We start from the raw sequence: 12,065 nt of genomic DNA on the forward strand, positions 1-12,065 counted from the left end.
TGTAGGGCCAGAATTCTCGACTGCGCGCACGATGTTCGCCGCGCCGGTCGCATGTAAGGACAGGAAATAAGAGATGATAAGATCTGTCGTGCGGGGTATCGGTTCGGCATTGCCGAAGCGGGTCATGAAGAATACCGATTTCGAAGGTATCATCGAAACCTCGGACGAATGGATCGTGCAGCGCACGGGTATCCGTGAACGTCACATTGCGGGCGACGATGAAACCACGGTTTCGCTTGGCACCGCAGCAGCGCGCGCGGCGATCGAGAATGCAGGCTTGCAGCCGACCGATATCGATCTCGTCTTGCTGGCCACCTCCACACCCAACCATACGTTTCCGGCCAGTGCCGTGGAAATCCAGCGCGAGCTTGGAATCACCACCGGTTTTGCATTCGACATGCAGGCCGTGTGCAGCGGCTTCATCTATGCCATCACCACGGCGGACCTCTATATCCGCGGCGGCATGGCGAAGCGCGTTCTGGTCATTGGCGCGGAAACCTTTTCGCGTATTCTCGACTGGAGTGACCGCACGACCTGCGTTCTTTTCGGCGATGGCGCCGGTGCGCTCGTGCTGGAAGCCGCCGAGGGCAATGGCCTGACCTCGGATCGCGGCGTTCTCGCCGCCAACCTGCGTTCGGACGGCAATCACAAGGAAAAGCTCTTTGTCGATGGCGGCCCGTCCACGACGCAGACCGTCGGCCACCTGCGCATGGAAGGCCGCGAAGTCTTCAAGCACGCAGTCGGCATGATCACCGACGTTATCGAGGCCTCGTTCGATGAAACCGGCCTTACTGCCGAGGATATCGACTGGTTCGTCCCGCACCAGGCCAATAAGCGCATTATCGACGCTTCCGCCAAGAAGCTGAATATTGCGGAAAACAAGGTGGTCATCACCGTTGACCGTCATGGCAACACCTCTGCTGCCTCGGTTCCGCTGGCGCTCGCAACCGCTGTTGCGGACGGTCGCATCAAGAAGGGCGACCTCGTTCTTCTGGAGGCAATGGGCGGCGGATTCACCTGGGGCGCGGTTCTGTTGCGTTGGTAAGCGATAAATTTGATCTGCCGTGAGGAAACTCGCTGCTTGACCGTTGCGCTTTTATTTGTGTAACGTCCTGTCACGTAAGGATATTATCTGTTCAAACGCTAACCAGGCAGGTTCGGTCATGGGAGGTAAAACGGTCACGCGAGCTGATCTGGCAGAGGCTGTTTACCGGAAGGTAGGCCTTTCCAGAACGGAGTCGGCGGCTCTTGTCGAGATGATCCTCGACGAAGTCTGTGACGCTATCGTCAACGGCGAAACGGTGAAATTGTCGTCCTTCGCGACATTTCAGGTTCGCGACAAGAACGAGCGCATTGGCCGTAATCCGAAAACAGGCGAGGAAGTTCCAATTCTTCCCCGCCGTGTGATGACTTTCAAAGCTTCTAACGTTCTCAAGCAGCGTATTCTGCAGGAACATCAGAAGCGCGAAGCCAAAAGCCAGAAATAATTCCTGAAATGCTGCCCAACGGGCGGCATTTTTGTTTTTGCGCCATCATCTCAAACTGACATCGGTTCCTTCTGCGCCTGACCCCGGGTCAAGCGCAAAGGGACCGGCTTTTGCCTGATGCAGGTTGCCATTTGCATGGCTAGAGCATTTCCAGCAAAAGTGTGAAACGTCTACGCGGTGAAATCAGTTCACTGGACTGATTTCTTAACCCGCTTCGATGTGTTGGATAATGCGATAAAACAAGTAGTCAGAGCGGTTCCGGCGTTCCTGTTAGAACAGGAACCGCTCTAACTATGCGCCGGTGCCAGCCGCGCTGCCTTCCGTTCTGCGTGAAGGGATGCTTATAAAGCTCTGATATTATATAATGGATTTTGCAGGGCGAATCGCTTTGCTATATTGCAATCTGAAAAATGGCAGGTTTTTCAGAAAGAGTTTGCGTTGAGCGCCGTCCGGTTTTGAATGACGTTGAGCCGTGCCTTTTTGCATGCTGGAGATTGTTAACTCCCCGTCCTTTAAAATCCGATGCTGAAACGCCTTTTGTGTAGCAAGCGCGTTCGCGTTGGCGAGTTGAACTATCTGGATCGGCGAGGTTGCGCCGCGACGGCGAAACCCGAACCTCTGGAAAGGGCAAGTGGAATGGACAAGAGCCCTGATGCGTTCAGGACGATCAGCGAAGTAGCGGAGGACCTCGATCTTCCGCAGCATGTGCTGCGTTTCTGGGAAACACGCTTTACCCAGATCAAGCCAATGAAGCGTGGCGGTGGCCGCCGATATTATCGCCCGCTCGACGTGGAATTGCTGAAGGGCATTCGCCATCTCCTCTATGATCAGGGCTACACCATCAAGGGTGTGCAGCGTCTGCTCCGCGAAAACAATGCGCAGTTCATCATCGCGCTTGGCAATGGCGACGTGCAGGCCATAGAGGCGATCACGCGCCAGAAGCAGGCCGCCGCCGACAAGCGGGCTGCCGAAGAGGCGGCGGATAATGAAATGGCTTTGCCTAGCGGCATCAAGGCGCCGCAACCGGCCCGCAAGCTTTTCGGTCTCCTGAAGGGCGAGGAAGATGGTCCCATTGGCGCTGATGGAAGGCGTCCGTCGAAGGATAATCGCTCGCTGTTGCAGGAGGCATTATTCGACCTGCTCGAATGCAAGCGTCTTCTCGATCAGGTTCGCTGATCGACTCTAACCCATGAAAAAGGGAGGCTTTTGCCTCCCTTTTCTTTTGTAGGCGAACTGGATCAACTGGATGAGAGTTTCAATCCGATGATACCGGCGAGGATCAGCGTCACGCTTGCGACGCGGAAGAAGGTGGCCGCTTCGCCGAGGATGACGATCCCCACCACGAAAGCGCCCACCGCGCCGATACCCGTCCATATTGCATAGGCCGTGCCGAGCGGCAGGCTGCGCATGGCTATCGACAACAGAGCGAAGCTGCCGATCATCGTCACGATGGTGATGACGCTCGGTTTGAGAAGGGAAAACCCTTCCGATTTTTTCATGAAGAAGGCCCAGACAACTTCGAGAATCCCGGCCACGGCCAGATAAATCCATGCCATTTTAATGCTCCCTGATGAGGGTTCTGAACGGGCCGTCCCGTTCGTTGATGAGGGCAGGAAGGTCGTCCTTCCTGCGAAGTCCTTGATCAGTGCGACGGATGCAGTGCATCGTTGAGATACATGCAGGTCAGCATGGTGAAGACATAAGCCTGAATGATCGCCATCAGCAATTCGAGCGCCGTCAGCGCGACGGTCATGGCAAGCGGCAGTACGGCGGTCAATATGCCTAGCGTTCCAAGGCTGCCGAGCCCGATGACGAAGCCGGCAAAGACCTTCAGCGTGATGTGCCCCGCCAGCATGACGGCGAAGAGACGGACTGAATGACTGACCGGGCGCGAGATATAGGACATGATCTCTATCGGCACGATGATCGGTGCGAGCACGACCGGTACGCCCGCAGGCATGAACAGCCGGAAGAACCCGAAGCCGTGGCGCACAAGCCCGTAGATCGTCACTGTCAGAAAGACGAGCATGGCCAGCGCGAAGGTCACGATGATATGGCTGGTCACCGTGAATGCGTAGGGAAACATGCCGATCAGATTGGCGAACAGGATGAACAGAAACAGCGAGAAGACGAGGGGGAAGAAGGTCATGCCTTTCTCACCGGCATTCTCGCGCAATGTCTTCGACACGAATTCGTAGAGAATCTCGGCGGAGGACTGCCAGCGTCCCGGGACCACGCTGCCCCTTTTGGACGAGAGGAACATGAATGCAGCCGCGCTCAGCGCTGTCAGCATCATGAAAAGTGCGGAATTGGTGAAAGCAACCGGCTGTCCGCCGATTTCGCCAAGTTCAACGATGGGCTTGATTGCAAATTGTTCGATCGGTCCTGCCATAGGACTTCCTCCTATGGGGCCGTCCCCGATGCGAACACTGGCGCAGGTCGTCCCGCGCGGCATTTTAAATAGTGATTCTTGCTGGCAGAGGCAAGAGGATTGACGCTTCTGGAAAGCCCAACAGAAACTTGATCACGCATCCCATGTATCAGGGAGCTTTTTCGCGTATTCTACCGTTCTTAACCACAGATTATGCCGGGAGATCGATCCATGACCATCTCAAGACGTAATTTCATTGTTACAGCATCTGCTGCCGGGGCCGGACTGGCCTTGTCGCCGCTGGAGCTTGCCAGGGCAGCAGCCGAAACAGGCGGTTCCAAAGTGCCAAATCCTTCACAGGTAGAAAATCCGGGCTTCCATCGTTTCCAGTTCGGTGATTTCGAAATCACCACCCTTTCCGATGGGCGCAGGGCAGGCGAGGCGCCCGAAAAGACTTATGCGGTGGGACAGGACCCGAAGGCGGTCGCCGCACTTCTCGAGGAAAACCTTCTGCCCGCTGACCGTTTCGTCAACAGTTTCACACCGGTGCTCATCAATACAGGCAAGGAGCTTGTGCTGTTCGACACAGGCATGGGGGCTGGCGCTCGCGAGGCGGGGCTCGGCAGGCTGGCCAGCGCGCTGGAAGCCTCTGGTTACAAGACGGATGATGTCTCGCTGGTCGTGCTGAGCCATTTCCACCCCGATCATATCGGTGGGTTGATGGAAGACGGCAAGCCAGCCTTCGCCAATGCCCGATACGCGGCGGGACAGAAGGAGTTCTATTTCTGGACAGACCCCGCGCGGCTCGACAGTCCCGCGAAGACAGTTGCCGAAATGGTGGCAAAAAACGTCAAGCCTCTGGCCGACAAGATGACGTTTCTGGGGGATGACAGCGAGGTCGTATCCGGCATCCATTCCGTGGCCGCCTACGGCCACACGCCGGGTCACCTTGCTTTCCGGATCGAAACGGGCGGCAAGTCACTCATGCTCATCTCGGACACGGCAAACCATTTCGTCATCACCTTGCAGCGGCCCGAATGGCACGTTTCCTTCGATATCGACAAGGAGGCCGCCGTCCAGACCCGCAAGCGCATGTTCGACATGATCGCGACGGACAGGCTGCCCTTCATCGGCTATCATATGCCGTTTCCCGCCTTGGCCTATCTCAAGCGGGAAGGTGAGGGCTATCGCTACATCGCGGAAACCTATCAGCTCCGTGAGAAATAGTTTCGAGCGATGACCGCTCGTCCAGAGCATTTCCAGCAAAAATGCGAAGCGGTTTTGCGTTGGAAAACGCGGCAAACAAATACTTGGAGCGCTTCCGACGATTCCGTTTAAATCCGAAGCGCTCTAGCGTCCGCCGGCAACATCGATGAATGTGCCGGTGACATAAGCGGGAGCGTCGTTCAACAGCCAGAAAATGGCTTCGGCGACCTCCTCCGCCTTTCCGGCCCGCCCCACCGGCGTACCGGCGCCCAGTCGCGCCGCGCGATCCGGGTTGCCTCCGCTTGCATGAATATCGGTATCGATCAGGCCCGGTCGCACCGCATTGACCCGGATGCCCTTTGGCGCCAGTTCCTTCGACAGGCCGATCGTCAGCGTATCGAGTGCACCTTTCGCTCCGGCATAATCCACATATTCAAAGGGCGACCCGAGACGTGACGCCATGGACGAAACGATGACGATGGAGCTGTCCGGCTGCAAGCGTCGCGCCGCCTCGCGGGCGCACAGATATGTGCCATAAACATTCACGTCGAACATGGTTTTCAGGCGCTCGGCGCTCATGTCCGCAAGCGGCATAGTCTGGGCCACGATGCCGGCGTTCAGGACCACGCCTTTCAGCGGACCAAGCCCCGCTTCGGCCTTGTCGAACATGGCGATCACGTCCTCTTCGCTGGATATGTCGCCCTGGATGGCCAGCGCTTTCGCACCGAGCCTCGCTGCTTCGGCCGCTGTTTGCTGTGCAGCCCGTTCGTTCCCGGCATAATTCAAGGCCACGGACCAACCCTGCGCCGCACTGCGCAGGATAGCAGCGCGACCGATGCCGCGACTTCCACCGGTGACCAGAACGTTCCTCATGCTCTCCTCCATGCCAACCATGGCAGAGGTAATCCGATTTGCACTTTATGTGCAAAGGAAAGATCGTATGAAAATAAAGGTTTGGGGGGAGGAAAGGGTTGAAGCGGAGGGATTCGAACCCACGGCGTTCTACCCGGGACCGCCTCTGGGACGCGCGATCATTTCAATCACGTCATTTTGTTACGCATCCGAAATGAAAAATGCAATCGTTGGAAGGCGTGCTATTGGTTTCCCGCTTGAATGAAACACGGGGGCACCTCACGAGTTTTTCTCTCGTTCCGAATCTTTGTTTTAATTTACAATAGCCTGGCGAAATTCTTCTGCGCTGTTTCGGATACCGGCATTCCGTTATTTCTAAGAAACTCCTCAATGGCGAATTCCGGCGTGTGACCAAGGCCGATTTGGGTATTAGCCATAACCTTGCCATTGGAGCGAACAGCTCCAGCAATATAAATGGTCTTGCCTTCGGATTTCTTGATCGGGTCAAGTTTATAACCGACCCACGCGCCAAATCGTTCTGACGCAAATTCGCTGTACGTCCAATTGCAACGATTATTGTCACGCCTGGCGATCATTGGCCCCCTCCCAATAGTTCCCCAACGCGCTGCAAGTAACCGCAATCTTATAGTGTAGTCAAACTCCTCTTCACTCGTTCTGAACGAATTTCCCGTGTTCGGGGATTGGCTCCCCACATTCCCCCTGCCGGGCTAATTACTGGTAGTGGATTTTTCTTTTGAAACAGCGGAGAGTGAGTCGGGGAACTGTGCGGGAATTTTCAGTATTATTCCGGACTTCTGGCGCTCTTTACGGGACCTGGATTCCGTTTCGTTCCCTTCAATGCCATTGCAGTCCCGATTGAAAGGAATTGCAAGGCATTAAATTTTAAGGGGAAAAATGGTCGGAGCGGCGGGATTCGAACCCACGACCCCTTGACCCCCAGTCAAGTGCGCTACCGGGCTGCGCTACGCTCCGAGCCGGGGAAAGCCGTAGAATATAACGACTTGGTGCGCAAGGGATAATTTCTCGAAACTGTTAAATTGCACACGGACTTTGCGTCATGCGCGATATCGCAAACGTTGCTCCAATCCGGCAGCGGCGCATTGTGTCGAAATTGTGAAGAAATTGTGACAATCTGTCACCTTCGATAGCAGCTATGCCTCTCCTAATAAATTGGGGGAAGGAGGGTATCGTCGGATGAGAATCAGTCACCTTTTCAAGACGCTTGATTTCTGGCGGGCGCATCTGGCGGTCAATCGCGAGCCGGTCTGGGAGAATATATTGCCGTTGTTCTTCTTTCATCGCGACGGGGTGCTGGCGATCCAGAGATTGGCGCGCGAGTGGACCCGGCTTTACGGCCTTCGGCGGGTCGACGTGTTTCGGGGAAATGTCGTCCGTGAGAAATGGTCGAACCGCCGTATTGGTGAGCTTCTCGATCAGATGCAGAAAGTCAGCGATGCCCGATCAGCACAAAAGCAAGTGCGGACAGAGGAAGCGCCCCGTTATGTCGACGGGTGTCTGGTTGTGGTCCGCACGCAGGACACGGACATCCTGATTGACGGTCGTCGCCGGGCGAATGTCTGGTGTAACATGCCGGGCCAATATGCGGTCTGGGTAATCGAAGTAGAACCGCGTCCGTCCCGTCTCTCTAAGCTTATGGGCGGCGGCGAATTCCAGGCATCTCGCTTATAGGCGCGCTGCAGGTCTCAGCTTCGAAATCAGGAGCGCGGCGCGAACAGAATGATGCATGTACCGGCGAAGGCCGTGCATGCGCCGACGACATCCCAGCGATCGGGGCGGGCGCCCTCTGCGAACCAGATCCAAAGGATCGACGCGATGATATAGATGCCGCCATAAGCCGCGTAGGCGCGACCGGCGACATTGCTTTCAATCAGTGTCAGCAGATAGGCGAACAATGCGAGGCACACCATGCCGGGCGCCAGCCAGAGCGGTGACTTGTCGAGTTTCAACCATGCCCAGAAGGCGAAGCATCCGGCAATTTCAAAGAGGGCTGCGGCGGCGTATATCGCGAATTGCAAGGTTCTGCTCTCCTGAGCCTTCTTTGAGTTTGAGTGAAAGCTGATACTTGTATTCCAGCCCCGCACAACCCCAGATTATTCCGAAAAGCAGATAAAAATGACGCCAGTGATCGGTATCGATGACATTGCCGATCAGGACATGCCCGAGATAGGTTGCATAGGCCACCAATAGAAATGGCTGCCAGGGGCGATTGCGAAACAGCAGCTTGAAGCCGATCGCGAGTGTCAGAAATGTCAGTGTCAGAAAAGCCATGAAGCCGATCCAGCCATAGTCGAGCACGGCCTTGAGCCAGATATTGTGGGTGTCTTCGCCGAACATCGGCCCGAATTCCAGCGGCCCGATACCCAGAGGACGCTGCGTGGCCAGAACCATTCCAAGCCAATGCCGCGCGAAACGTCCAAGCCTTGCGCTGTCGTAGCTTTGTTCAAGACGTGCGCGCTCGCGAAAGAACTCGCCGACGCCGGGGATCTGCAGGATAATCAGGATCGCGAGAATGATGACCACAACGGCAAGGAGACCGATTGCGATCAGGCGAAGGCGGAAGCGATTGCTGTTGGTCTGTAGAAACAGCACCCCAAACAATACGACGAAAGACAGGGGGACCATCGCCCATGCCGCGCGCGAAAAGGACACCAGTACGCCAAGCGTGAGCAGGCAGCAGAGCGGCAGATAGACAGCCACATCGCGCAGGCTCCCGCGCATGATGCGATAAAGCGTCCAGGTCAGCGGCAATATCAGGAAGGGCCCATAGACATTGGGGTCCTGAAAAGCGCCTTGCGCGCGTCCATAACGCGTGAAGTTTTCCGCTCCCGGGAAAAGACCGAAATAACCTGCAATGCCGAGGAGGGACGAGAGCATGCCGACGAGAAGATAGGCGTTGAAGATGGTTCGCAGGCGCCGGTAGTCTGCTTCGATCACCGCCGCGAAGAATACCGATGTAAAAGCCAGAAACAGCGAAACGGCAATATAGAGCGGGGCTTTCTTGACGTCAGCCATCTGCATGACCGAGATCATGCCGCCGAAATTGAACACCGCGAGGATCGCCAGCAGCATCAGGCTGGTTCGCGTCAACCGCAGGCCGAACAGCAATGCCAGCGCGATAAGGCCAACCATGTAGAGTTCATACGGCGCAGGCTCGCTCATCACAAAGCCGAGCAGAAAGACGCCGAGGCCGATTGCGCTGTTGGCGATGAGGCGGTTGAGCGCGCGCTTGCGCGCCGCATCCGCCGGCAGCGTCAAAGCTGGACGCGGATTTCCGTCAAGCCTTTGCGCAACGCTGGTCAATAGGCGTTTTCCGTATTGAGGAGCCGTATCGGCGTCAGGAACAGAATCTTGAGATCAAGCCAGAGCGACCAGTTTTCGATGTAGTAGAGATCGAATTCCGTCCGCATACGGATCTTGTTTTCATTGTCGATTTCGCCGCGCCAGCCGTTGATCTGCGCCCACCCGGTGACGCCGGGCTTCACGCGGTGCCGTGCGAAATAGCCGTCGACCACTTCGTTATAGAGTACATTATGCGAATGGGCTGCGACCGCATGCGGGCGTGGGCCTACGAGAGACAGGGAGCCTGCCAGAACATTGAAGAACTGCGGCAGCTCGTCGATGGAAGCCTTGCGAATGAAACGCCCGACACGCGTGACGCGAGGGTCGTTTTTGGTAACGGCCTGCTTCGCAGAAGGGTCGCACATCTCGGTGTACATCGACCGGAACTTCCAGACATTGATGATTTCGTTGTTGAAGCCATGCCGCTTCTGCTTGAAGATCACAGGACCCTTGCTGTCCAGCTTGATGGCAATCGCCGTGCCGATCATGATGGGCGAAAGCAGAACGATGCCCAGAATGCTGAACACGACATCGAAGACGCGTTTGGCGACGGAGTCCCAATCGTTGATCGGCTTGTCGAAAATATCCAGCATTGGCACCGCGCCCACATAGGAATAGGCACGCGGGCGGAAACGCAGGTGATTGTTGAGGGCTGAAAGGCGAATATCGACAGGCAGGACCCAGAGCTTTTTCAACAGGGCCAGCACGCGGGCTTCGGCGCTGATCGGCAGCGACACGATCAGCATGTCGATACGGGCAATGCGGGCGAACTCGATCAATTCATTGATATTGCCGAGTTTGGGATAACCCGCGACGATGGGCGGCGAGCGCTTGTCATCGCGATCGTCGAAAATTCCGCAAATGCGGATATCGTTGTCGGGCTGCTGTTCCAGTGATCGAATGAGCAGTTCTGCATTGGGCCCCCCGCCAACGATGACGGCGCGGCGTTCCATCGTGCCGTTTCGTGCCCAGCGCTTGATTTTCCAGGCGATGAAGAGACGCGAGAGCACGAGTAGAACACAGGCGCTGAGCGCCCAGTAAAGGAACCAGCCGCGCGAGAAATCGGAGGAGGACTTCATCAGGAAGCCGGCGATGGCCAGCGTTCCCAGTACGGCAGCCCAGCTGATGAACAGCCGCCGCAGATAACGGCCTGGACTGCGCAGCACGTTGATCTGATAGCCGTCGTTGATCTCCATCATCAGGACGAAAAGCGCGCCCCCCGCGATGATTGTGAGTGGGTAATAGAAGATGAGATGCGTACCGAGGCCGACATAAAGCAGAAAGCTCGCAATGCCGGACAGGAAGACAAGCCCGAACTCCACCATGCGCATGACGCCGCTCAACATCAGCGGCGAAAATGTTTCGCGCTGATATTGCTCTGCCATCTGGCGCGCAAGGGGGCCGAGTTTCACGGGACCGTGTGTCCCGGCATCCTGCTTGCTGCTGGCTTCCATGGCTTTTCGGCCAAAAGGAGAAAGCGCATCATTATCTCGCACAACATTGCCCCTGATCATAAAATGACGCGTAGTGATTAGCCCCAAAGTCCTAAGCAGAATATAAACGTCGCCGGACAAGCTTATGGCTTAGGTAAACACTCGATTAAATACATGACTGAAAGCCGTTACTGTTAGCAACGGCTAAAATAAAAAGATTTCTGCCCGCACTGTTACAGCATTGGCAGCCGCTGCTGGTATGCGCCAGTTGTCGCAACCCAAGCAGCCGCAAGGCTTGCCTTGTCGGATTATATTGCCTAGGACGGTGATATGGAACCGTTGGAAGATAAAGCAGCAAGCGGCATTTTGCCGTCGAACTGTTCGGCGCATATTGCCGTCAACAGGCAGGCTCTCTTCCCACTCCTGATCGGCACCAGATCGGACGATGTCATGGGGTTGCTGCGCGCCTGACCGCACAGCGACCCAAAATCCTGATGAGAGCAATTCACGCTGCGACCTTTGAAGGTCGTATTAACTGTTTGTTTTGATGCGGTTTTGTCCGAGCCCTTAGCGGCATTCGACAAGGCGCGCTAGGGTTGATCATGACTATCTGGGCCGAACTGGCGAGAGCGGGCAATCATGCCGGCGATGAAATTCTGTTGCGAAAACGCGATCACATCTATGAAATCCGTTATAACGGCCTGGAATTGATGTCGAACGTCAACTTTCAGTCCGAGACCGTATTGGCAGAGAGGTCGCTTCGCCTGCACGGACGGGCGGTGTCACACATGCTGATCGGGGGGCTCGGCATGGGCTTCACGCTTCGGGCCGCGCTTGACTTGCTTGGACCCGACGCCAGGGTGACGGTGTGCGAGCTTGTTCCAGAGATCGTGGATTGGAACCGGACCCATATCGGCCATCTTGCCGATCATCCGCTGAACGATCCGCGGGTCGATGTCCGGGTTGCCGACGTGATGGATGTCCTTCGCGCTGAGCAGGACCGGTATGATGCCATACTGATGGATACGGATAATGGACCGGATTTTACCGTCCGCGCCGCCAACGGAGTCATCTACGAGGACGATGGGCTCAGGGTGGTGAAACGGGCATTGAAGCCGAACGGCGTCGCCGCGTTCTGGTCCGCAACCATATCCGACCCGTTTGAAGACAAGCTGGACATGCTGCCCTGGCAATGGCAACGCGAGGATATATCGTTGATCGGCGGGCGTGCCGACGCCTTCCACTATATCTATTTTGCGGCGCGGGGCGGATTTCGGTCACAGGTGGACAGAGCTGTGTCCGCCTCCGAACCCTTCGCCGCGATGGTTGGGTGAG

General features: G+C 56.3%; 14 protein-coding genes and 1 tRNA gene. 7 read left to right on the forward strand and 8 right to left on the reverse strand.

The window, feature by feature from the left end:
* The first annotated feature begins 73 nt into the window (after window positions 1-73).
* From OINT_RS04030 to OINT_RS04040, 3 genes are all read left to right on the forward strand, one after another.
* Entirely contained in the window at window positions 74-1,045 is a 972-nt protein-coding gene (locus OINT_RS04030) for a beta-ketoacyl-ACP synthase III (RefSeq protein ID WP_025091374.1), read from the forward strand.
* Window positions 1,046-1,163: 118 nt separating this feature from the next.
* A complete protein-coding gene (locus OINT_RS04035; RefSeq protein WP_006472791.1) occupies window positions 1,164-1,487 on the forward strand; it encodes an integration host factor subunit alpha in 324 nt (107 codons plus the stop codon).
* Between the two features lie 636 nt (window positions 1,488-2,123).
* Entirely contained in the window at window positions 2,124-2,663 is a 540-nt protein-coding gene (locus tag OINT_RS04040) for a MerR family transcriptional regulator (protein WP_021587780.1), read from the forward strand.
* Between the two features lie 62 nt (window positions 2,664-2,725).
* Here OINT_RS04040 and sugE read toward each other — a convergent pair whose 3' ends face one another.
* On the reverse strand, window positions 2,726-3,043 hold the full coding sequence (gene sugE / locus OINT_RS04045; RefSeq protein ID WP_006466500.1) for a quaternary ammonium compound efflux SMR transporter SugE: 318 nt from the start codon (window positions 3,041-3,043) through the stop codon (window positions 2,726-2,728).
* An 86-nt stretch (window positions 3,044-3,129) separates the two neighbouring features.
* Window positions 3,130-3,879: a F0F1 ATP synthase subunit A gene (locus OINT_RS04050; RefSeq protein WP_025091375.1), complete on the reverse strand. Its 750-nt coding sequence runs from the start codon at window positions 3,877-3,879 to the stop codon at window positions 3,130-3,132.
* A 210-nt stretch (window positions 3,880-4,089) separates the two neighbouring features.
* Here OINT_RS04050 and OINT_RS04055 point away from each other — a divergent pair, with 210 nt between their 5' ends.
* Window positions 4,090-5,085, forward strand: a complete 996-nt coding sequence (locus OINT_RS04055) for an MBL fold metallo-hydrolase (protein WP_039852505.1) — start codon at window positions 4,090-4,092, stop codon at window positions 5,083-5,085.
* 123 nt (window positions 5,086-5,208) lie between these two features.
* Here the strand turns inward: OINT_RS04055 and OINT_RS04060 are convergent, their stop codons facing one another.
* The 3 genes from OINT_RS04060 to OINT_RS04070 form a co-directional block, all read right to left on the reverse strand.
* A complete protein-coding gene (locus OINT_RS04060; RefSeq protein ID WP_025091377.1) occupies window positions 5,209-5,937 on the reverse strand; it encodes an SDR family oxidoreductase in 729 nt (242 codons plus the stop codon).
* 296 nt (window positions 5,938-6,233) lie between these two features.
* Window positions 6,234-6,512 (reverse strand): hypothetical protein, encoded by a 279-nt coding sequence (locus OINT_RS04065; protein WP_006466504.1) that lies wholly within the window; start codon window positions 6,510-6,512, stop codon window positions 6,234-6,236.
* A 320-nt stretch (window positions 6,513-6,832) separates the two neighbouring features.
* Window positions 6,833-6,909: transfer RNA gene (locus OINT_RS04070), tRNA-Pro, on the reverse strand.
* A 222-nt stretch (window positions 6,910-7,131) separates the two neighbouring features.
* On the opposite strand from OINT_RS04070, the gene OINT_RS04075 reads away from it, so the two are divergent.
* Complete coding sequence (locus tag OINT_RS04075; RefSeq protein WP_025091378.1) at window positions 7,132-7,626, forward strand: hypothetical protein; 495 nt, start codon at window positions 7,132-7,134, stop codon at window positions 7,624-7,626.
* A 26-nt stretch (window positions 7,627-7,652) separates the two neighbouring features.
* On the opposite strand, the gene OINT_RS04080 is transcribed toward OINT_RS04075, so the two are convergent.
* Genes OINT_RS04080 through OINT_RS04090 form a run of 3 tightly spaced genes read right to left on the reverse strand, consistent with a single transcriptional unit; the run spans window position 7,653 to window position 10,811 of the window.
* Window positions 7,653-7,973 (reverse strand): YnfA family protein, encoded by a 321-nt coding sequence (locus OINT_RS04080; protein ID WP_006466505.1) that lies wholly within the window; start codon window positions 7,971-7,973, stop codon window positions 7,653-7,655.
* Window positions 7,936-9,258, reverse strand: coding sequence for an O-antigen ligase family protein (locus OINT_RS04085; RefSeq protein WP_006466506.1), 1,323 nt, complete (start codon window positions 9,256-9,258; stop codon window positions 7,936-7,938). The genes OINT_RS04080 and OINT_RS04085 overlap by 38 nt, the downstream gene beginning before the upstream one ends.
* Entirely contained in the window at window positions 9,255-10,811 is a 1,557-nt protein-coding gene (locus tag OINT_RS04090) for an undecaprenyl-phosphate glucose phosphotransferase (protein WP_152848912.1), read from the reverse strand. The genes OINT_RS04085 and OINT_RS04090 overlap by 4 nt, the downstream gene beginning before the upstream one ends.
* 249 nt (window positions 10,812-11,060) lie before the next feature.
* On the opposite strand from OINT_RS04090, the gene OINT_RS23780 reads away from it, so the two are divergent.
* Together OINT_RS23780 and OINT_RS04095 are read left to right on the forward strand one after the other, a co-directional pair.
* Complete coding sequence (locus tag OINT_RS23780; protein ID WP_021587771.1) at window positions 11,061-11,201, forward strand: hypothetical protein; 141 nt, start codon at window positions 11,061-11,063, stop codon at window positions 11,199-11,201.
* A 131-nt stretch (window positions 11,202-11,332) separates the two neighbouring features.
* A complete protein-coding gene (locus OINT_RS04095) occupies window positions 11,333-12,064 on the forward strand; it encodes a spermidine synthase (RefSeq protein WP_025091381.1) in 732 nt (243 codons plus the stop codon).
* Window position 12,065: the final 1 nt, after the last annotated feature.

The sequence above is a fragment of the Brucella intermedia LMG 3301 genome, from assembly GCF_000182645.1.
Classification (GTDB): domain Bacteria; phylum Pseudomonadota; class Alphaproteobacteria; order Rhizobiales; family Rhizobiaceae; genus Brucella; species Brucella intermedia.

Bases quoted from the DNA above. Each gene is read 5' to 3' on its own strand.
- OINT_RS04030 (WP_025091374.1), top strand. From the start codon at position 74: ATGATAAGATCTGTCGTGCGGGGTATCGGTTCGGCATTGCCGAAGCGG.
- OINT_RS04035 (WP_006472791.1), top strand. From the start codon at position 1,164: ATGGGAGGTAAAACGGTCACGCGAGCTGATCTGGCAGAGGCTGTTTAC.
- OINT_RS04040 (WP_021587780.1), top strand. From the start codon at position 2,124: ATGGACAAGAGCCCTGATGCGTTCAGGACGATCAGCGAAGTAGCGGAG.
- sugE (WP_006466500.1), bottom strand. From the start codon at position 3,043: ATGGCATGGATTTATCTGGCCGTGGCCGGGATTCTCGAAGTTGTCTGG.
- OINT_RS04050 (WP_025091375.1), bottom strand. From the start codon at position 3,879: ATGGCAGGACCGATCGAACAATTTGCAATCAAGCCCATCGTTGAACTT.
- OINT_RS04055 (WP_039852505.1), top strand. From the start codon at position 4,090: ATGACCATCTCAAGACGTAATTTCATTGTTACAGCATCTGCTGCCGGG.
- OINT_RS04060 (WP_025091377.1), bottom strand. From the start codon at position 5,937: ATGAGGAACGTTCTGGTCACCGGTGGAAGTCGCGGCATCGGTCGCGCT.
- OINT_RS04065 (WP_006466504.1), bottom strand. From the start codon at position 6,512: ATGATCGCCAGGCGTGACAATAATCGTTGCAATTGGACGTACAGCGAA.
- OINT_RS04075 (WP_025091378.1), top strand. From the start codon at position 7,132: ATGAGAATCAGTCACCTTTTCAAGACGCTTGATTTCTGGCGGGCGCAT.
- OINT_RS04090 (WP_152848912.1), bottom strand. From the start codon at position 10,811: ATGATCAGGGGCAATGTTGTGCGAGATAATGATGCGCTTTCTCCTTTT.
- OINT_RS23780 (WP_021587771.1), top strand. From the start codon at position 11,061: ATGGAACCGTTGGAAGATAAAGCAGCAAGCGGCATTTTGCCGTCGAAC.
- OINT_RS04095 (WP_025091381.1), top strand. From the start codon at position 11,333: ATGACTATCTGGGCCGAACTGGCGAGAGCGGGCAATCATGCCGGCGAT.